This window comes from Janthinobacterium sp. OK676, assembly GCF_900103595.1.
In the GTDB taxonomy this organism is placed as follows: domain Bacteria; phylum Pseudomonadota; class Gammaproteobacteria; order Burkholderiales; family Burkholderiaceae_D; genus Janthinobacterium.
The window spans coordinates 257,642-277,338 of record NZ_FNHA01000009.1; the positions used below are offsets into that span (position 1 = coordinate 257,642).

General features: G+C 63.6%; 22 protein-coding genes. 15 read left to right on the top strand and 7 right to left on the bottom strand.

Annotated features, from left to right (window positions below; all coding sequences use genetic code 11):
- The 3 genes from BLU39_RS18770 to BLU39_RS18780 form a co-directional block, all read left to right on the top strand.
- On the top strand, positions 1 to 240 hold a 240-nt coding region (locus tag BLU39_RS18770; RefSeq protein WP_254789011.1), incomplete at its 5' end, for a flagellin.
- 182 nt (positions 241 to 422) lie between these two features.
- Positions 423 to 1,298, top strand: coding sequence for a flagellin N-terminal helical domain-containing protein (locus BLU39_RS18775; RefSeq protein WP_092715665.1), 876 nt, complete (start codon positions 423 to 425; stop codon positions 1,296 to 1,298).
- A 57-nt stretch (positions 1,299 to 1,355) separates the two neighbouring features.
- Positions 1,356 to 2,450, top strand: a complete 1,095-nt coding sequence (locus tag BLU39_RS18780; RefSeq protein ID WP_092715667.1) for a hypothetical protein — start codon at positions 1,356 to 1,358, stop codon at positions 2,448 to 2,450.
- Positions 2,451 to 2,519: 69 nt separating this feature from the next.
- On the opposite strand, the gene BLU39_RS18785 is transcribed toward BLU39_RS18780, so the two are convergent.
- The 7 genes from BLU39_RS18785 to BLU39_RS18815 are packed head-to-tail and all read right to left on the bottom strand — an operon-like array spanning position 2,520 to position 8,801.
- On the bottom strand, positions 2,520 to 4,607 hold the full coding sequence (locus BLU39_RS18785) for a flagellar biosynthesis protein FlhA (RefSeq protein WP_092715669.1): 2,088 nt from the start codon (positions 4,605 to 4,607) through the stop codon (positions 2,520 to 2,522).
- Positions 4,604 to 5,743 (bottom strand): flagellar type III secretion system protein FlhB, encoded by a 1,140-nt coding sequence (gene flhB / locus BLU39_RS18790; protein ID WP_092715672.1) that lies wholly within the window; start codon positions 5,741 to 5,743, stop codon positions 4,604 to 4,606. Before flhB ends, BLU39_RS18785 begins: the two co-directional genes overlap by 4 nt.
- Positions 5,733 to 6,533 carry a flagellar biosynthetic protein FliR gene (locus BLU39_RS18795; RefSeq protein ID WP_092715674.1) on the bottom strand — a complete coding sequence of 267 codons (801 nt, stop codon included), beginning with the start codon at positions 6,531 to 6,533 and terminating at the stop codon, positions 5,733 to 5,735. The genes flhB and BLU39_RS18795 overlap by 11 nt, the downstream gene beginning before the upstream one ends.
- Positions 6,534 to 6,542: 9 nt before the next feature.
- Complete coding sequence (locus BLU39_RS18800; protein ID WP_034757874.1) at positions 6,543 to 6,815, bottom strand: flagellar biosynthetic protein FliQ; 273 nt, start codon at positions 6,813 to 6,815, stop codon at positions 6,543 to 6,545.
- Between the two features lie 3 nt (positions 6,816 to 6,818).
- On the bottom strand, positions 6,819 to 7,589 hold the full coding sequence (fliP, locus tag BLU39_RS18805; RefSeq protein ID WP_092715676.1) for a flagellar type III secretion system pore protein FliP: 771 nt from the start codon (positions 7,587 to 7,589) through the stop codon (positions 6,819 to 6,821).
- On the bottom strand, positions 7,586 to 7,951 hold the full coding sequence (locus BLU39_RS18810; RefSeq protein ID WP_070220030.1) for a FliM/FliN family flagellar motor switch protein: 366 nt from the start codon (positions 7,949 to 7,951) through the stop codon (positions 7,586 to 7,588). Before BLU39_RS18810 ends, fliP begins: the two co-directional genes overlap by 4 nt.
- Before the next feature lies 1 nt (position 7,952).
- Complete coding sequence (locus tag BLU39_RS18815; protein WP_332870856.1) at positions 7,953 to 8,801, bottom strand: FliM/FliN family flagellar motor switch protein; 849 nt, start codon at positions 8,799 to 8,801, stop codon at positions 7,953 to 7,955.
- A 574-nt stretch (positions 8,802 to 9,375) separates the two neighbouring features.
- Here BLU39_RS18815 and BLU39_RS18825 point away from each other — a divergent pair.
- The 12 genes from BLU39_RS18825 to BLU39_RS18880 all read left to right on the top strand — a co-directional run bounded on the left by BLU39_RS18825 (position 9,376) and on the right by BLU39_RS18880 (position 19,654).
- On the top strand, positions 9,376 to 9,714 hold the full coding sequence (locus BLU39_RS18825) for a flagellar hook-basal body complex protein FliE (protein ID WP_092715684.1): 339 nt from the start codon (positions 9,376 to 9,378) through the stop codon (positions 9,712 to 9,714).
- 60 nt (positions 9,715 to 9,774) lie between these two features.
- Positions 9,775 to 11,511 carry a flagellar basal-body MS-ring/collar protein FliF gene (gene fliF / locus BLU39_RS18830; RefSeq protein WP_092715785.1) on the top strand — a complete coding sequence of 579 codons (1,737 nt, stop codon included), beginning with the start codon at positions 9,775 to 9,777 and terminating at the stop codon, positions 11,509 to 11,511.
- Positions 11,489 to 12,529 carry a flagellar motor switch protein FliG gene (locus BLU39_RS18835; RefSeq protein WP_092715686.1) on the top strand — a complete coding sequence of 347 codons (1,041 nt, stop codon included), beginning with the start codon at positions 11,489 to 11,491 and terminating at the stop codon, positions 12,527 to 12,529. Before fliF ends, BLU39_RS18835 begins: the two co-directional genes overlap by 23 nt.
- Positions 12,526 to 13,215: a flagellar assembly protein FliH gene (fliH, locus tag BLU39_RS18840; RefSeq protein ID WP_076569647.1), complete on the top strand. Its 690-nt coding sequence runs from the start codon at positions 12,526 to 12,528 to the stop codon at positions 13,213 to 13,215. Before BLU39_RS18835 ends, fliH begins: the two co-directional genes overlap by 4 nt.
- Positions 13,212 to 14,522 carry a flagellar protein export ATPase FliI gene (fliI, locus tag BLU39_RS18845; RefSeq protein WP_092715688.1) on the top strand — a complete coding sequence of 437 codons (1,311 nt, stop codon included), beginning with the start codon at positions 13,212 to 13,214 and terminating at the stop codon, positions 14,520 to 14,522. The genes fliH and fliI overlap by 4 nt, the downstream gene beginning before the upstream one ends.
- Before the next feature lie 8 nt (positions 14,523 to 14,530).
- Positions 14,531 to 14,968, top strand: a complete 438-nt coding sequence (locus tag BLU39_RS18850) for a flagellar export protein FliJ (RefSeq protein WP_092715690.1) — start codon at positions 14,531 to 14,533, stop codon at positions 14,966 to 14,968.
- Positions 14,969 to 15,057: 89 nt separating this feature from the next.
- Positions 15,058 to 16,470: a flagellar filament capping protein FliD gene (gene fliD, locus BLU39_RS18855; protein WP_092715692.1), complete on the top strand. Its 1,413-nt coding sequence runs from the start codon at positions 15,058 to 15,060 to the stop codon at positions 16,468 to 16,470.
- Positions 16,471 to 16,520: 50 nt separating this feature from the next.
- A complete protein-coding gene (gene fliS, locus BLU39_RS18860) occupies positions 16,521 to 16,910 on the top strand; it encodes a flagellar export chaperone FliS (protein WP_034757830.1) in 390 nt (129 codons plus the stop codon).
- 31 nt (positions 16,911 to 16,941) lie between these two features.
- Entirely contained in the window at positions 16,942 to 17,220 is a 279-nt protein-coding gene (locus BLU39_RS18865; protein WP_254789012.1) for a hypothetical protein, read from the top strand.
- The gene (locus tag BLU39_RS18870) at positions 17,217 to 18,401 is read left to right on the top strand and encodes a flagellar hook-length control protein FliK (RefSeq protein WP_092715696.1); all 1,185 of its coding nucleotides are present in this window, start codon (positions 17,217 to 17,219) and stop codon (positions 18,399 to 18,401) included. The genes BLU39_RS18865 and BLU39_RS18870 overlap by 4 nt, the downstream gene beginning before the upstream one ends.
- Before the next feature lie 11 nt (positions 18,402 to 18,412).
- On the top strand, positions 18,413 to 18,877 hold the full coding sequence (locus tag BLU39_RS18875) for a flagellar basal body-associated FliL family protein (RefSeq protein ID WP_332870855.1): 465 nt from the start codon (positions 18,413 to 18,415) through the stop codon (positions 18,875 to 18,877).
- Between the two features lie 33 nt (positions 18,878 to 18,910).
- The gene (locus tag BLU39_RS18880; protein WP_046684903.1) at positions 18,911 to 19,654 is read left to right on the top strand and encodes a FliA/WhiG family RNA polymerase sigma factor; all 744 of its coding nucleotides are present in this window, start codon (positions 18,911 to 18,913) and stop codon (positions 19,652 to 19,654) included.
- The last annotated feature ends 43 nt before the right edge of the window (positions 19,655 to 19,697 follow it).

A 19,697-nucleotide genomic window follows, 5' to 3' on the forward strand; every position in this document is an offset into this window, starting at 1 on the left:
GACAGCGTCAGCACCGTGCGTTCGGCACTGGGCGCGACGGCCAACCGTCTGGACCACGTCAACACCAACTTGTCGAACATCGCCACCAACACCAAGGCCGCTACCGGCCGCATCATGGACACCGACTTCGCGACCGAAAGCTCGAACATGACGTCGTCGCAAATGCTGCTGCAAGCTGGCACCGCGATGCTGAAACAAAGCAACAGCATGTCCTCGATGGTCATGTCCCTGCTGCAATAATATGGACTTGGCCGCTCGCGGCCAGTCTCTCGAAGCCAGACTCCGGTCTGGCTTTTTTTTCGTGTGCGGCCTGTGCGCATTGACCGCAAAATGCACTAAATTGCCATCACGTTTAACGATGTTGTCGGCATAGTCGCCTATACAAGGTAGAACACCGAACAACCGCTTACTGGAGCCGCCGCGTGCTGAGCATTCACACCAATACTGCCGCACTGTCTGCCCAGCGGGCCATGGGCTGGGCACAGCAAATGCTGTCGACGTCGATGACGCGCCTCTCCACGGGCTTTCGCATCAACTCGGCCATGGACGACGCGGCCGGCTTGCAGATCGCCACCAGGCTGAGCGCACAGACCAGCGGCATGGCGGTGGCCATGCGCAACACGCAAAACAGCACTTCCCTGCTGCAGACGGCCGAAGGCGCGTTTGGCGAAGTCACCGCCATGCTCGTGCGCATGAAGGACCTGGCCACCCAGGCGGCGGACGCCTCGTCGAACCAGAAGGACCGCGACGCCATGCAGGGCGAATACGATGCGCTGGGCGCCGAGCTGTACAACGTCATGACGAACACCCGCTATGGCGGCACTTTATTGCTGGGCAACGGCAGCGCCGGCATGGGTACCTTGTCGCAAGCGATGACGTTCCAGATCGGCGCCACCGGCAGCGAAACCATGCAGTTCAGCGTGGCGGCCGACATGGGCACGCTCAATACTGCGCTGCAAGCGATCTCCGTCAATTTCGCGCCAGGCGCCACAGCCGGCAGCGAGTTTGCCAGCAACAGCAGCGCCAACGGCATGATCGACCTGCTGGCGGCGGCCGTCGACAAGGTCGGCAGCGTGCGCTCGGCCCTGGGCGCCACCGCGAACCGGCTCGGCCACGTCTACAATAACCTGTCGAACATGGTCACCAACACCAAAGCCGCCATCGGCCGCATCATGGATGTCGACTACGCGGCCGAAAGCGCCAACATGACGTCGGCGCAAATGCTGATGCAAGCGAGCACGGCCATGCTCAAGCAAAGCCAGAGCATGAGCAAGCTGATTCTTTCTTTACTACAATAATTACCGGCAGGACGCGATGGCGGATCGGATGAATATGTACCAGCAGGAAGCAACGGCATGGCGATAGACCGCATTGCATCGGGCAACCCGGTGCCCCTGATTACCCAGCGCTTCGACGTCAGCCCCGCAACGCCGATGGTGCCTGGCGTAGTCCAGCCGCTCGTGCCCATCGGCCCCTACATGGCGCCCGCGCCCGACGCCGGCACCCTGCCCGCCCAGCTGCAGCAGGGACAGGACGGCCTGGCGTCCCTCATCAAGCCCAATGCCGACGGCACGGGCGGCGCCATGCCGCGCGACAGCAGCGCCATGCAGGTCAACCAGCTGTTCTTCACGCGCCAGCTGGTCTGGCAGCCGCCCGACGCGGCGCAGCTGGCCGCCTCGTGGCGCGTGATGGTGCGCACGTATGGCGAGCAATATGCGGCCCTGCAGGAACAGGCGCGCGGCCAGCACGTGCCGGGCAGCCTGTTCATGGCCGAACAGCAACCGGCATTGCTGCGCGAAGGCGCCCGTCCGCCCTTGACGGTCGACAGCGAAGCGTGGCGCTTTGCCGTGTATGGCTGGGGCGGCCAGCGCCTGCTGCTGCGCGTGCTGGCCAGCGACGAGGATGAAGAGGCAACGCCCAGGCGGCGCGGCAAGGTGGCGCTGCGCGTCGAACTGATCATCATCGGCATCGGCCGGGTCGTGATCCAGATGGAGCCATCGGGCGACGGCGTGCTGCTGGAACTGGCCGCCGACGAGGAGGCCGCGCAACGCCATTTGCGCCTGGCCCTGCCCGAGATCGCCGACGCCGTGCGGCGCGCCGGCCTGCGCGTCGTGCGCTGCCGCCTGAACCGCCAGCTGCATGCGCAGCGCGTGCACGGCAACTACCCGATGCAGGCGGGCGCCGCCGCGCTGTCGCTGCCCCTGTTCCGCGCCATGGCCGAAGTGGCCCTGCTGCTGACGCAGCCGGAAGCGGAAGTGGCGGCCGATCCCGATGCGCCTGCGGCACCCGCGGCCGAGCCGGAAGAAGAGATCATCGCCTCGAAGGAAGTGGCGGCGCCGTTCGGTTACGACTATGGCGACGAGGAAGACACGGCACCAGGCGGCGCCGTGCTGCTGCTGGCCGACGGCCAGGAACACGAGCTGCTGCCGCCCATCGACGAGCAGGATTGACCAACAGAATTGATACGGCAGGATTGATGCAGCACAAAAAAAACGGCGCCCGCAGCGCCGTTTTTCATTTTAGCCCACCGTGCCGATGATGCTCACTTCGCGGTTTTCCGGGATTTCGTTGTACGACAACACGTGCAATCCCGGCGCAAACAGGCGCGCATAGCGGGCCAGCAGCGGACGGATCTGCGGCAGCACGAGCAGCAGCGGCGGCGTGGCCTGCTGCTTCATCTGCTCGCGCGCCACCGGCATGTTCACCTGTAATTGCGACAGCAGATGCGGGTCGATCGGATAGTTATCGAGTGTCACCTTGCCCGCCTGGCGCGCCTGGTTCAGCGAACCGAGCAGCATGTTTTCCAGTTCGCCGCCCAGGTTAAACGCCTGCATTTCCATCTTCTGGCCAAACAGGCCGCTGACGATCTGGCGCCGCAGCGCGCAGCGCACCTCGGCTGCCAGCAGGATCGGGTCCTTGGTCGTTTCGGAGCTGTCGAGCAAGGTCGTGGCGATGGGCACGATATCCTTCAAGGACACGTTTTCCGCCAGCAAGACGCGGAACACGCGCAGCAGCTGCGTGTGCGTCAGCGCCTTGTCCAGCGCGCCAGCGAGTTTGGGCGACAGGGCCGTCAGGCGCTCCATCATGTTCGACACGTCTTCATGGCGGAACAGTTCCGGCAAGTATTCGCGCACCATCTTCGACAAGTGCGTGGCGATCACGCTGGGGGCCTCGATGACCTGGTAGCCCAGCCCCAGCGCATGCGCCTTCTCGCTCGGTTCGATCCACGTGACGGGCATGCCGTAGGCCGGTTCGATGCCGGGAATGCCGTCGAGCTGGCCATACACGTTCGGCGACGGGATCGCCATCAGGCGGTCGGCTTGCACTTCCGCCTGCGCCACCACGGTGCCCGACAGCACGATCGCATACTGCGACGGTTTCAGGGCCAGGTCGTCGCGCACGCCGATGTTCGGCAACAGCAAACCCATGGCTTCGGACAGGCTCTGGCGCACGCCCTTGACGCGCTTGTTCAGCGGTTCGCCCTGGGTCTTGTCCACCATGCCCACCAATTTGTAGCCGAGCATCACCATCAGCGGCTGCACGGCGGGCAGCTGCTGCCACTCGAGTTCGGCCGGCTTGTCGTCGTGCAAGGCCGCCTCGATGGCGGCCAGTCCGGCCGCATCGGGTCCCTTCACGCGCTTGGTCAGACGCCAGGCAACAAAGGCCAGCACGGCGGCAAAGGTCATGAACATGAACCACGGCATGCCCGGAATCAGGGCCAGCGCCACCATCATGCCGGCCGCGCTGAAGATCACCGTTGGCGAGGTCAGCACCTGGCCCGCCACTTGCTGTTCGAAGTCGCCCGAATCGCTGATGCGGGTCACCAGGATGGCGGCCGCGGCCGACAGCAGCAGCGCCGGGATCTGCGCCACCAGGCCATCGCCGATGGTCAGCAGTGCGTACTGGCGGAAGGCGTCGCCGAACGACAGGTCGTGCATCAGCGAGCCGATGGCCACGCCGCCGACCATGTTGATGATCAGGATCAAGATACTGGCGACGGCGTCGCCGCGCACGAACTTCGACGCGCCGTCCATGGCGCCGTAGAAATCCGCTTCGGCGGCCACGTCCTTGCGGCGGATCTGGGCTTTTTCCTGGTTGATCAGGCCGGCGTTCAGGTCGGCGTCGATCGCCATCTGCTTGCCCGGCAAGGCGTCAAGGGTAAAGCGCGCGGACACTTCCGAGATACGCTCGGCGCCCTTGGTGACGACGGCGAAGTTGATGATCATCAAGATCACGAAGACGACGATACCGACGACGAAGTTACCGCCGATGACCACGTTACCGAAGGCCTCGATCACCTTACCGGCCGCGTCCGCGCCCGTGTGCCCGTGCAGCAGCACCACGCGCGTCGACGCCACGTTCAGGGTCAGCCTGAGCATGGTGGTGGCCAGGATCACCGTCGGGAAGACGGAGAAATCGAGCGGCCGTTTCGCCGACACGCTGACGAGGATGACGATCAGTGCCAGCACGATATTGAAAGTGAACAAGATATCGAGCAGCACGGGCGGCAGCGGCAAGATGATCATCGCCAGGATCACCAGCAGGAACAGCGGCGTGGCGAACTTGTGGCGGCGCATTTCGGCAACCAGTCTGTTCAGGAAATTCATGAAGGTACTACCTCGCTCAAATGAGATGGCACGACCACCTCGGTGGGAAATGGGGGCTGGGCGGCGCGCTGCCCAGTACGGAATGCTTTCAGCTGCAAGATGTAGTTGAGTACCTGCGACACGGCCTGGTACAGCTGCACGGGAATCTGCTGCTGCACCTGGCTGGTGTTGTAGATGGCGCGCGCCAGCGGCGGCAACTCCAGCGTTTCGATATGGTGCTCCTTCGCCACTTGCCGGATGTACAGCGCCATCTCGTCGACGCCCTTGGCAACGACGAACGGCGCCTCGGCGCGGTCCTGGTCATACTTCAATGCAACGGCGTAATGCTCGGGATTGACGATCACCACGTCGGCGTCGGGCACGGTCTTGCGTACGCTGCGCCGGCCGATCTGCTGCTGCAGCTGGCGGATGCGCTGGCGCACTTCGGGCCGCCCTTCGCTGCTTTTATGTTCTTCCTTGACGTCCTGCTTGCTCATGCGCTGGTTGCGGGCAAAGAAAAACGCCTGCGCCGGCACGTCGATGATGGCAAACAGCACGAAGACGGAAATGAGCGCCATCAGGCCGTCGAGCATCAGCGCCGAGCCATCGAGCATGGCTTGCTGCAGGGGCCGGTGTTGCAAATCCACATATTGCGTCAGGCTGGAGCGGCTCACATGCACGAGCACCATGCCCAGCACGACGGCCTTGGCAATCGACAGGCCGAACTCAAAGGCATGCTTGGGCGCAATCAGGCGGCCCAGGTTCTTGGCCGGACTCAGGCGCTCCATCTTCGGCATCCAGTTCTTCGTGCTGATGACCCAGCCGCCGGGGATCAATGAGCCGAGCACGACGAACAAGGGCACGCAGAACAGCGGCACGATCATCTTGATCAGCAAACTCACCGACGTCGTAAACGCCATCGACATGGCATTTTCCAGCGCGCCCTTGCTGTCGAGCGGCATGAAGGCCATGGCGAACAGCTCGCGAAAGCTGAGCAGATAACCGGGCAGCAGGTAAATGAAGACCTTCATGCTGATCAGGATGCCCAGCGCCGTCGACAGGTCGCGCGAACGCACCACCTGCCCTTCCTGGCGCGATTTCTTCAGCTTCTGCGCTGACGCCTTTTCTGTTTTGTCGCCAGTGCTGCTATCCGCCATGGGCCACCCGCATCTGTTCGGCGATCATGTCGAGCACGCGGTTCGTCATGGCCACGTAGTGCTCCGGGATAAAGCGCACGATCTGTATCAGCATCAGCAGGCCGAACATGGTGATCATGGAAAAGCCCAGCGAAAACAGGTTCAGCGACGGCGCCACCCGGTTCAGGAAGCCAAAGCCCAGCTGCACCACCATGGTGGAAAACACGATGGGCAGGGCCAGCAGCATGGCGGCGGCGAAAATCCACGCCACGTTGTAGGCCACCGTCTGCAGCAGCATGGGGCCGTAGCCCTGCCCCACGGGCCAGGCCGTGAAGCTGGCGCCGATCACGCCCGTCAGCACGAGGTGGCCGTCGATGGCGAAGAACACGATCATGCACATGATGGTGAGCAAGCCCGAGATCACGTCCGACGAGGTGCCGTTGAGCGGGTCGTTCATGACGGCCATGGAAAAGCCCACTTGGCTCGATACCAGATAGCCGAGCACCGACATGACGGACATGGCGAAGTGGAAAGCCAGGCCCAGGACGAAGCCGACGATGGCCTGCTCCAGGGTCGCGACGGCGGCATGCAGGGAAAACGGATCGATCTTCAGCAATTCGTGCGAGGCGCCCGACGCCTGCATCACGGGCAGCATCAGGATCGCCAGCACCAGCGACAGCAGCACCCGCACGGGGACGGGCACCATCGCGTCGCCGATCACGGGCGAGGCGCTGAGCATGGCCAGGATGCGGCAGAACGGCCACCACACGGCCAGCAGAAATGGCAGCACCTGATTGAAAATCTGATCCATGGCGCGGTGCTATCCGACCAGGGTGGCGGCGCGCTGAAAAATGGACACGCAATAATCCATCAGGTAACCGGCCATCCAGCGTCCGGCCAGGATCAGGGCCAGCAGGGTGACCAGCAGGCGCGGCAGGAAACTCATGGTCTGCTCATTGATCGAGGTGGCCGCCTGCACCAGCGCGACCAGCAAGCCCATGAGCAAACCCGGGACGACCAGGATCACCACCAGCAGCATGACGACATGCAGTGCTTCGATGATCAGGTCGACGGCGACTTCAGGGGTAAACATGAATTAATAGCCCTGTATGCTGGTAACTAGGGTGTTGACGGTCAGGGTCCAGCCGTCGACGAGCACGAACAGCAGCAGCTTGAACGGCAAGGAAATCACGAGCGGCGACAGCATCATCATGCCCATGGCCATCAGCACGGACGCCACCACCAGGTCGATGATGAGGAAGGGGATGAACAGCATGCAGCCGATCTGGAACGCCGTCTTCAGTTCGGACAGCACGAACGCGGCCAGCTTGACCGTGAAACTGTGGTCTTGCGGGCGCATCGTCGACGGCTCGCCGGCCAGGTGGGCGATCTGCGCCAGCGCGGCCTTGCTCGTCTGCGCCAGCATGAAGCGCGATATCGGCACTTCGGCAATTTTCAAGGCTTCCTGCATGCCGATCTGGTCGCGGTCGTAGGGCACGAACGCCTCCTTCCACACCTGGTCGCCGATGGGACGCATGACGAGCAAGGTGAGGATCAGGGCGATGCCCGTGACGATGCGGTTGGGCAAGCCCTGCTGCAGGCCCAGGGCCTGACGCAACAGCGACAGCACGATGACGAAGCGGGTAAAGCTGGTCATCATCATGACCATCACGGGCAGCAGCCCGAGCAGGGTCATGACGACGAGGATCTGCATCTTCACCGACAAGTCGGTCTTCGCGCCCGGCACCACGCCGGACAGCAAATCCTGCGCGCCGGCGGCGCTGCAGCACAGCATCAGAACGGGAACAGCCAGCGCGGCGGCCAGCGCGCCGCGGCGCCGGCTCAAGCCGGGTACCGCCAGCTTCATGCTGTCATCAGGTCGAGATTGAGGCCGTCGAGGTCGATGACTTTCAGGCCATAGTTCTCGCCGGCCACCACCACTTCGGCACGGCCGATCGGCGTGCCGTTGACCTTGATCACCAGCGGTTCGCCGGCCAGCATGTCAAGTTCGATCACGCTTTCCGGGCCGATGGCCATCAACTCTTCCAGCGAGATGCGGGCCGAGCCCACTTCCAGGGTCAGGGTGACGGGAATCTTGCGCATCATCTGCGGAATGTCGCGGCGCGCGCGGGTGCTGGCCACGTCGGCGACGTCGCCCTGGTCAATGATCATGTCATCGCCCAGGTCTTCCAGCAGGGTTTCGCTCTGGTTGGTATCGGTCATATTCATATTATTCGACATCTTCAAATGAGGTTAAACAGAGCTTGCCCTTGTGTTCGGAAACAGCCGCTGTAAATAAACGGGAATCGTCGAGCATGACGTCGGTACGGCTCAGGCTGACGGGAATCACATCGCCCACGCGCAGGTCGAACAAAGCGCCCAGCTGCACCTGCTTGCTGACGAGGCGGCCTTCCAGGGTCACTTGCAGGCGCGAAGCGAGCGGACGCACGCTGCCGCGCAAGGCTTTCTTCGCTTGCGCGCGCTCGGGCAGCAGGCCGCGCAGCACGTCGGCCATCAGGCGCTTGTCCAGCGAAAACCAGAACTGGCCGCTCTGCCCCGCCTCGACGTCGCTGAGCGCCACGGTGACGACCCAGCTGCCGCGTGCCGGATGCACGCCGGACTGCACGGCGACCTCGGCACTGGTGTCGATGTCGCTGCTCTTGCCCAGGGTTTGCAGGTTTTTGTGGATGCGGGCAAACAAGCTGCCCACCAACTGTTGCCCCAGCACCACAGCCAAGCGCTCTTCCGTGGCCGTCACGCGCACTTGCGCCGGATCGGGCAGCGCGCCCTTGGCACCGGCACTACCATAGCGATAGTTCAGCACGCTCAAGAGTATCTGCCGCTCGAGCGCAAAGCCCGGCTGGCCGGCCGGCGTGGAAAAACTCAGCCAGCGGTTCGTGCCGTCCTCGTTTTCCACGCGCGACAAGGTCACGGCATCGATCTGGAAATTGCCCCAGTAGCGACGGCTCATCGGCTGGCGCAGGGCCACGGCCAGGTCGTCGCGCAGCTGGGCGCCGAATACATGCAGCAAATGGACAGGACGTCCAAGCAGACAGGAATCGAGGACTTGATGGCGCACAGTTTGATCTGTCTTAGTGGTTATCATGAGGGTCATGTCGTATTGCGGTGGCAGAACAAATTATACGGATCGCCCGAAATTAAATACAGCATCATCTTGGTCTTGCAACAGACCTGCAAGCAAACGATTGCGCATCGTATCGCATGGTAGATGACTACGGTGCTGAACAATACATGAAAAAGCCAAATATTGCCATGTATCAATATTCCTTGAGCCAATCCTCTCTTTACTTTATAGTTGCCCCGAGGTAAGCTTATAGCGACAAAATAATGATTTGCAGTGCGCCATTCCGCTTACCTGATTCCGGTTTTTTATGGCAGTTTTCAGCCCTTCTTATTGCCACCAGCAGAAACTTTTATCAGATAAATATTCATTGTCATGGCCCTGTAAATCCTGTCGGCGCGGGTTTGCTGAGTTTGTTTGAGTCTGCTTGAGCGGATGGTGTGGCAACTGATAAAACTGATGGGCCCTGCGGATCGGGCCGGGCGGAATGGCATGACATGCACTACTGCCGGATTGGCAACACCAGTAATTCTGATTGATACGTCACCGCATAATGAAAGTAGAGGGCAAGATGAGCAACGAACTCGCAGGTCTGATCAAGGCCGATCTGGCAGCACTGAGCAATGACGCGCACGCCCTGGGTGCCAGCATCATGCCCGCCGCCCAATTCGGCGCACCGGAACAATCGGGCTTCTCCTTTGCACAAAGCATGAAAGACGCCATCGGCAAGGTCAACGGCGACGACCGCATGGCCGCGCAGAAAATGAGCGACGTCGACAGCGGCAAGAGCGACGACATGGTCGGCGCCATGCTGGCCAGCCAGGAAGCGAGCCTGTCCTTCTCCATGTTGATGCAAGTACGCAACAAGGTCATGGGCGCCGTCGACGAACTCATCAAACTGCCTCTGTAATCTTCACGTCCTGATCCACGCCCAGCCTCCCAGCGAAAGTTACCCCAAGTGATTACCACCATGAAGTCCGCATTTGCGCGCTGGCGCCCTGGCGCCCAGCCCGCCATCCCGCCCGCCCTGCTGAAAAACCTGGTTCCCATCGTCGTGCTGGCCATCGGCATCACCGCCATGGTGACCATGTATGCCTGGCGCGACCAGGCCAACTACAAGCCGGTATTTGGCGCGCGCGAAAAAGTGGCCGTGACGGACATGATGGCAACACTCGACGCCGAGCACATCCCCTACCGTTTGCATCCGGACAGCGGCCAGGTGCTGGTGCCCGACGCCATGCTGGGTAAGGTGCGCATGCTGCTCGCCTCGAAGGGCGTGACGGCGCAGTTGCCGGCCGGCCTGGAATTGATGGACAAGAACGACCCGCTGGGCGTGTCGCAATTCGTGCAGGACGTGCGCTTCCGCCGCGGCCTGGAAGGCGAGCTGGCGCAAAGCATCATGACGATGGACGCGATCGCTTCGGCGCGCGTCCATCTGTCGATTGCCAAGTCGACGTCGTTCGTTGCCAGCGACGGCGACAAATCGTCGGCGTCCGTCGTCGTGGCGCTGAAACCGGGCCGCACCCTGGCGCCGGAACAGATCGCCGCCGTCATCAACATGGTGGCCGGCAGCGTCGCCAGCCTGGCGCCCACGCGCGTGAGCCTGGTCGACCAGGGCGGCAACCTGCTGTCCTCGCACGTCGACCTGACGGACGGCTTCGACGCTTCGGCCGCCGGCAACGAAGGCGCGAAACGCTTCCAGGACGAGATCCGCCGCAACGTCACCGGCTTGCTGGGCCCGGTCATCGGCGAAGACAACTTCAAGCTCAGCGTGACGGCCGCCGTGAACAACGACCGCGTCGATGAAACGCTGGAAAAATACGGCGAAGCCCCGAAAGTGACGAGCGAGGCGATGCGCGAAGAGCAGGAACGCAACCGCACCGTGGCCGGCATTCCCGGCAGCCTGTCGAACCGTCCGCCAGCGGCCGCCGTGCCGGCACCGGCCGACGCCGCCGGCGCCGCCCCCGCCGATGGCGCGCCGAAGCCGTCCGACGATGGCACTGCCCGCAAGAACGCCACCACGCGCCAGTACGCCTACGACCGCAGCATCACGCAGATCAAGCGCAGCCGTGGCCGCCTGGAAAAACTCAGCGTGGCCGTCGTCCTCAACAGCGCCGCCGCACCGAATCCGAAAACGGGCTGGACCCCTGCCGAACTGGGCAATATTGAAAAGATGCTGGCCAGCGGCCTGGGCATCAATGCCCAGCGCGGCGACAGCTTGAGCCTGACGGCGCTGCCTTTCCCTGCCAAGCCGCCCGTGGCGCAGTGGTGGGAAGAGCGCGACGCCGTCGTCGATTTCAGCGGCTGGCTGCTGTACGCCCTGGGCGCCGTGCTCGGCTACTTCCTGATCCTGCGTCCGCTGCTGCGCCTGCTGACCTCGCGCCTGGCGCCGGCGCCACTCAAGCAGATCGATCCGGCCCTGGCGCTGGGCGGCGGCAGCGCCGCCGCCGGCGCCAATGGCGTGGCCGTTGCCGGCGCGCCGGCATTGGGCGTGAACGGCAGTCCGCTGGCGCTCGAAGGCGAAGCGGCCGCGCCTGGCAACATGCCGGTCGTGCCCCTGCTGGAAAACTATGACTTGCCGCCACCAGGCTCGGCGGTCGACGTGATGGTCGACCACCTGAAAGTCCTGGCGGAAAAAGAACCCGAGCGTGTCGCCGAAGTCGTCAAACAATGGATGCAGAAAAATGGCCGAACTCAACAACAGTAATCCCTCCGACGGTGCAGAGTACGAAAGCGCCAGTCTGCCCCCCGTGGAACAGGCCGCCATCGTGCTGCTGAGCATAGGCGAAGAACAGGCCGCCAACGTGCTGCGCTGCCTGTCGCGTGAAGAATTGCTGGAAGTCACGCAAGTGATGTCGCGCATGAGCGGCATCAAGGTCGAATCCGTGAAAACGGCCATGCAGACCTTCTTCGACGACTACCGCCAGCAAAGCGGCGTGCATGGCGCCTCGCGCAGCTACCTGAAGCGCTCGCTGGACATGGCGCTGGGCAGCGATATCGCCAATAGCGTCCTGAACAACATCTATGGCGACGCCATCCGTCCAAAAATGGCGCGCCTGCAGTGGGCCTCGCCGAAATGGCTGGCCGAATACATCGTCAACGAGCACGTGCAGATGCAGGCCGTCTTCCTGGCCTTTTTGCCGCCCGCGCTGGCCGGCCAGATCCTCGACGCCCTGCCCGCCGAAGGCCGCGACCTGGTCTTGCTGAACCTGGCGCGCCTGGACGAGATCGACCGCGACCTGCTGGTCGAGCTCGACGAACTGGTGGGCCGCTGCCTGGGCACGCTCGACACGCAAAGCACCAGCGTGGAAGGCATCCGCCAGGCGGCCGAGATCCTCAACCGCATGCCTGGCAACCGCGCCGCGCTGGTCGAACTGCTGCGCGCGCACGATCCGGACGTGGTGTCGGAAATCGAACTGAGCATGTACGACTTCCTGATCCTGGCCACGCAGAGCGATGTCACGCTCACGCGCATCCTGGAAGACGTGCCGATGGAACAATGGGCCATCGCCCTCAAGGGCGCGGAACCGGCTATCCGCGACGCCGTGCTGAAAACCATGCCGCGCCGCCAGGCGCAAAGCTTCGAGGACATGATGCGCCGTTCCGGCCCCGTGCCGCTGTCGCGCATCGAACAGACGCGCCAGGAAATCATGGCCACCGTCAAGGGCCTCGCCGATGCGGGCGAGATCGAAGTGCAGCTGTTTGCCGAAGCGGTGATCGAATGAAACACTTCCGCTCGTATCGCTTCCCTCCCCTGTCGCAATTCATCGCCGCCGGCCAGCGCGCCGCCAGCGAGGACACGGATGGCCAGTGGCAGGCGTCCGTCTCGGAAGGTTTCGAGCAGGGCCAGCGCGACGGCTACGAAGTGGGCCTGGTGCAAGGCCAGCAGGACGGCTACGACGCCGGGCGCAGCGACGGCATGGCGCAGGGCCGCGAAGAAGGCCGCAATGAAACCCTGGTGGCGCTGGACCGCCTGGCCCGCCCCGTCGACGCGATCTTGCGCGACCTGAAAAAAGTGCGCGCCGATTACCGCGAAGCGCAGCGCAAGGAAGTGGTCGACCTGGTGGCCAAGGTGGCGCGCCAGGTGATCCGCGCGGAACTGGCGCTGCAGCCCGTGCAATTGCTGGCCCTGGTCGACGAGACCCTGGCCTCGATGCCGCCCACGCGCGAGGAAATCGACGTCTTCCTCAATCCGGAAGAATTGAAACGCATCAGCGAACTCGATCCGAAGCGCGCCAAGCGCTGGAACCTGATCGCCGATGCGCGCCTCGACGCGGGCGAATGCCGCATCAAGGCGGGCGACAATGAAGTCGACGCGGGCTGCCATCAGCGTCTGTCGGCTTGCATGGAGCAAGTCAGCAGCCACCTGGCGCTGGCCGCCGAACACGCGGACCAGGGCGCGCCTGCATGATCGCCGACACGCTGCGCAGCTTCGAGATCGGCGATATCCCGGTCGCGACACCGACCGGCCGCCTGGTCGGCGCTTCCGGCCTGCTGCTGGAAAGCGCCGGCTGCCGCCTACACACGGGCCAGCGTTGTCAAATTGAAACTGTAAACGGCGAGTGGCTCGATGCGCAAGTCGTCGGCTTTCGCGAAAAGCTGTCGTATTTAATGCCGTTCAAGAAGGCGACGGGCCTGACCACGGGCGCGCGCGTCCTGCCCCTGCCCGACAAGGCCAGCCTGCAGATCGGCCCCTCGTGGCTGGGCCGCATGGTCAATGGCCTGGGCGAGCCGATCGACGACCTGGGCCGCCTCGGCGGCGAACACATACTGGAAGTGACGCCGCCAAAGATCAATCCCCTGAAGAAACAACCGGTGGTCGAGCCCCTGGACGTGGGCGTGCGGGCCATCAACAGCATGCTGACCCTGGGCAAGGGCCAGCGCGTGGGCCTGATGGCCGGCTCCGGCGTGGGCAAGAGCGTGCTGCTGGGCTTGATCACGCGCCAGACGGTGGCCGATGTCGTCGTCGTCGGCCTGATCGGCGAACGGGGTCGCGAAGTGCGCGAATTCGTGGAAAAGTCGCTCGGTGCCGAAGGTCTCAAGAAGGCCGTGCTGGTGATCGCGCCGGCCGATGAATCGCCACTGATGCGCATCATGGCGACCGAACTGTGCCATTCGATCGCCGCCCATTACCGCGACCAGGGCAAGCACGTGCTGCTGCTCGTCGATTCGCTGACGCGCTATGCGATGGCCTTGCGCGAAGTGGCGCTGGCCCTGGGCGAGCCGCCGGCCACGCGCGGCTATCCGCCATCCGTGTTTTCGAACCTGCCGCAACTGGTGGAAAGCGCCGGCAATGGCGCCCACCCGGAAGGCAGCATGAGCGCCATCTACACGGTGCTGGCCGAAGGCGACGACCAGCAGGACCCGGTGGTCGACACGGCGCGCGCGATTCTCGACGGCCACATCGTGCTCACGCGCGAGCTGGCCGAGCGGGGCCACTACCCCGCCATCGACATCGCCGCCTCGATCAGCCGCTGCATGGCGCAGGTGATCACGCCCACGCACATGCAGGCGTCGCGCGCGCTGAAAGCGTCGATGGCGCGCCATGCGCGCGTGCGCGACCTGATCCCGCTGGGCGCCTACGTGCCCGGCGCCGATCCGATCACCGACCGCGCCGTGCAACTGCACGCGCCCATCGAAGCCTTCCTGTGCCAGGGCACCAAGGAAGAGGCGCCGATGGGGCCGTGCATCGAACAACTTGAACAGATCATGGCCTAGGAGCATACGTGAGCGACGCGCATACCATCCGCAACCTGACCACGCTGGTCGGCCTGCGCAGCACCGAAGTGGAACGCCTGCAAGGCGAAATGGCGGCGCAGACGGCCGTGCGCGAGCGCTACCAGAAAAACCTGGAGCGCCTGACGGGCCTGTACACGGATAGCGGCCCCAGCGGCGCCCTGCCCCTGGCCCTGTCCGTCAACTGCGGCAACTTCAAGCAAGTGGTCATGCAGATGGCCGACCAGCACCGTACCGACTTGCATTTGCACGAAGCCAACATGGCCGTTTCGCAACGCGCCCTGAATACGGCCTGGGCCAAGCGCGAGGTGCTGGATCAGGTGCTGACGCAAAAACAAAAACATGTTGCAAATGAGCAACACCGAGTCGATGCCAAGCGGCAGGATGAGCTGGCGACGCAATTCTGGTTCCGCGGGCAGGTAAAATGAGGTTTGTGTAAGTTTCTTTCAGGAAAACTTCACGAAACGGGAATGGGGGTCGCCTTGTACCGGTATATCCCTTTATTCAGGAGTCTGGCATGGCAAACGTAATTACTGCACCGCAATACGATCCGATCGTCACGGCAAAAAATCTGGCGACCAAGTCGGTAGCGGCGCAACAGGCCGCCCTGGCTGCGCAGACCGCGCTGGCCAACAATACCTCCAGCGCGCTGGGCAACCTGAAATCGGCGATCTCCGCATTCCAGCTGGCCATGTCGTCCATGACGTCCAGCAAATCCGTGCTGAGCCAGTCCGCCACTTTCAGCAATACCGCATATGGTTCGGGCACGGCAGGCATCAAGGCGGCGCCGGGCAGCTATGCATTCTTTGTCGAACAACTGGCCACGGCCAGCCAGACTTCGTATGGCGGCTTGAGCAGCACCACGCCCGCCAACGGCGGCAACATGACCATCCGCATCGGCGACCCGGCAGCCGCCGTCACCGCCGACAACGCCTTCGACATCGACCTGGCCGCCGCCAACAAGGATGGCGACGCCTACCTGACGCCGCAGGAAATCGCCGCCGCCATCAATGGCAACAGCAAGAATAATGCGCGCGTCACCGCTTCCGTCATCAATATCGGCAACCAGGCGCAACTGGTGCTGACGTCGAATGTCACGGGCGTCGCCAATGCCGTCTCGATCGACACCAACAGCGTGACGGATCCGGGACTGCAGACGGCGCTGCAGAGCGACATCAAAGCCATCGCGGCGCCCAAGGATGCCATCGTCTGGCTGGGCGCCCAGGGCACCGGCACCAAGATTACCCAGGCATCGAATACCTTCACCAACGTGCCCGACGTGAAAATGACGTTCACCAAGGCCATGAGCGCCGGCGAGAGCCCGATCACCGTGACCGTCGGCACCGACAACACGGGCACCATCGCCAATGTGCAAGCTTTCGTCGACGCCTACAACAAGCTGAAAAGCGTGATGGATGGCCTGGCCAGCCCCGGTAATCCGGAGAAGGACATCGCCGCCGGCCTCTTTGCCCACGACTCCGGCCTGAACGCCCTGCGCTCGAGCATGGGCGATGCCTTGCGCCTGAATGTCGATGGCGTATCGCTGGTGGCGTATGGCATTACCGCCCAGCGCGACGGCACGATCAGCCTCAATACGGCCAAGCTGACGGCCAAGCTGGCGGACAATCCTGGCGGCCTGGACAAACTGTTCGGCAATAACAGCCTGTCGGCCCCTGCCGGCGTGCTCGGCGGCCTGGACAAGGTGCTGGGACAGTGGAGCAATGTCACCAAAGGCCAGATCACCCAACGCCTGGCGGCGACGGACAAGTTGCAGAAAAGCCTGGCCCAGAGCAGCGAGCGCCTGACCAATCAGTACAACACGGCGTACAACCGTTTCCTGGACCAGTTTTCCCGCCTGCAGGTATTGCAGGAGCAAATGACGCGCAATTCCGACATGTTCGATGCCATGTTTAATAACAGTAAATCCTGAGGCGGACGTGCCAGCCGCACCGCCACAGTTAACATAGCGAGAAGATAATAATGTTGAACAATGAAGCTTACGGCAGCTACCACGCCGTCAACCTGGACTCCCAGACCGCCCGCGCCACACCGGTCGAGCTGGTACTGGTGCTGACGGATGGCCTGCTGGAAGAACTGGCGCGCGCGCGCGGGCACATCGTGGGCAAGCGCTACGAGCAAAAGGCGATCAGCCTGGACAAGTGCACGCAAATCATCAACGGTTTGTCGAGCTCGCTCGATTTCGACAATGGCGGCGAAGTGGTCGTCAACCTGGCGCGCCTGTACGACTATTGCGTGGCGCGCCTGTACACGGCGGGCATCAAGCTCGACCCTACCCTGATCGACGAAGTGACGACCTTGATGACCACCATCAAGCGCGGCTGGGTGGGTGTCCAGGCCAACAATGCCTAGGCGCGCGGCGCTGCAGCAGCTGAGCCGGCAATTGAGCGCGGCGCTCGCGCAACCGGACTGGGCGGCGATGGAACAACTGTCGGCCAGCCTGGCGAAAAACATCCCGTTGCTGGCCGAACGGGGCGCATGGACTGCGCAGGAACAAACAGAATTGTTGCATTTGCGCAAAATTCACGCGCAAGCGGTTAAAATTTGCTCTGAGGAAAAAGAACGCCTGGGTCAACACCTGGGTGCATTACAGGCAAATAAGGAAGGTTGGGTCGCCTACGCCGCGCTCGGCGAATACGACTCGGACGGGAATCAAGCATGATCATGAACTTCAACACGGCGCCGGCAGCACCGGCACGGACGGCTTCCGCCGCGCCTGCACCGGCACCGGCGGCAGCATCGGCGCCAGCGCCGTCACAGGCCGCCGCCTCGCCCGGCACGCCAGGCTATGGCAGCACCGCCCCTTCCGCCCTGCCCCTGTTTGCGCAGGTGCTCGATGTGACGGGCGGCGAAACGGCCGACGCCGGCACGCCCGCGCCCGCGCCCGCCAAGGATGGCGATACGGACGACCAGGCCGACAACGGCCTGCCCGCCATGGCCGCCCCCGTCATCGGCTTGCCGGTGACGATGCTGCCGCCAACGGATGCGGCTGCGGCCGAGGCACGCGTCGCCGCCCAGACGCAAGCACAGACATCAGCACAGGCGAACGTGGCGCAGGTGAACGTGGCGCAAGCCAATCCGGCACTCAACATCAGCCTGCATCCGGCGGCCATCACCATCACGGCACAGGGAACGGCGCAAGCTGCAGGCCGCGATACGCGCGAACCGCTGGCCGCCGCCAACCCGGCGGCACCCGCCAAGGGCGGCGCGCCTGCACAGCCGTTCGAATCGCTGCCGCAGCAAGGCGCGCCGGCCACAGCCGCGATCGCCGCCCCTGTGGCCCCTGCCGCGCGCGAAAGCGAACGCGGCGCCGCAACGCCGGCACCCGCCGCACCGAACCTGGGACTGACGGGCGCCATCGGCAATACGGCCACGGCGGCCCAGCCTGGCGACACCATCAAGCTCAACGGCCCAGCCCAGCAATGGCAGGAACCGCTGCGCGAAGCGCTCGGCGAACGCCTGCAGACGCAGATCGGCCGCAACAGCGAACACGCGACGATCCGTCTCGAGCCGCCCATGCTGGGCCGCATTGAGATTTCCATCCGCCACACGGCCGGCGCGCTGCAGGTGAACGTCACGGCATCGAACTCGGAAGTATTGCGCCAATTGCAAGGCATCGGCGAAAACATGCGCAGCGACCTGGCGCAGCGCCAGTACACCGACGTGGCCGTCAATATCAGCGCCACCCCGCGCAGCCCCGCCGCGCAGGCGTTTGCCGAAGGCGACGCGCGCGGCCAGCGCCAACCGGGCCGCCAGCACGATGATGCCGAACCGGGCCGTGCCCTGTCCGACGGCAGCACTGCCGCCACCACTTACGCCATGCACGAGCGAGAGAGCGCCTGATGAATATGAAAATGAAACTGATAGCCGGCTTTGTCGGCGTGGCCGTGCTGGCCGCCGGCGCGGCTGGCGGCGCCATGTGGTACCTGGCCAAGCCCGTTGCCGGCCATGCCGATGTCGCCGAAGCGAAAGCCCCGCCGCCGCCCGCCACGGGCAAGAAGGCGCGCAAGTTCCTCACGCTCGACAAGGTCATCGTGATGCTGCGCCGCGGTCCCGGCGATGGCGAAACGCACTACCTGTCGGCCGACCTGGTGATCGCCACCACCGAGGAAAAGGAAAAACTGACCAAGGACCATTTGCCGCTGATGCGCTCGATCGCCGTCAGCACCCTGTCGAGCTTTCCGCTGGACAAGGCGCAGACCATGACCGTGGAACAATATGCCGAGCAGATCAACAAGGCTTTCAACGTCAGCTACGAGCGCGAGCAGATGGAAAAGCCGTTCACCGAAGTCATGGTCGGCAAGCTGATCATTGAATAAGCCAACACGCCAGACGACCTAGTGGGAGATCCCTTGGCCTATGTAGAGCAATACCAGGAAGCGTACGGCGCCGGCGAATATGCCGCCGCCAGCGCTTGCGCGGCCGTGCTCAGCGTTGCTGAAGAGCAACAACATCTGGTGGCGTACTCCCCGTTGGTGAAACGCATCGTGCGCCAGCTCAATTCGCAGGTGTCGGGCGCCATCGACCGCGACGACATGGAACAGATCGGCCTGATGGGGCTGCTCGAAGCCTTGCGCCGCTACGGTGTGCCGGACCAGTCTTTCGGCAGCTATGCCAGCCTGCGCATCCGCGGCGCCATCCTCGATGAACTGCGGCGCCAGGACTGGCGCCCGCGCGCCGTGCGCCAGGAAAGCCACCGCCTGCGCGACAGCGTGCGGGCCCTGACCCGCCGCCTGGGGCGCGAGCCGCTGGATGCGGAAATCATGGCCGCCCTGAAGCTGACGCCGGAAGCCTTCCAGGAATACCAGCTGGCGGAAAACGCCGAGCTGATCGCCAGTTTTGACGAAGTACTGCAGGAAAGCCTGGGACAGGCCGACAGCGCACCGAGTCCGGAAGAGCAATTGATGGTGCGGCGCAGCCTGGAACAGGCGCTGCGCGCGCTGGACGAACGCGAGCAGCGCGTGATCCAGATGTATTACGAATTCGAACTGAGCTACAAAGAAATAGCCGCCGTGCTGGACCTGAGCGACGCCCGCGTCTGCCAGCTCAACAAGACGGCACTGGGCAAGATGAAAGCCATGCTGCAAGACGCATAAGTTTCACTATCCATCAAATTGACGCAGCACAATGACGCAGAAA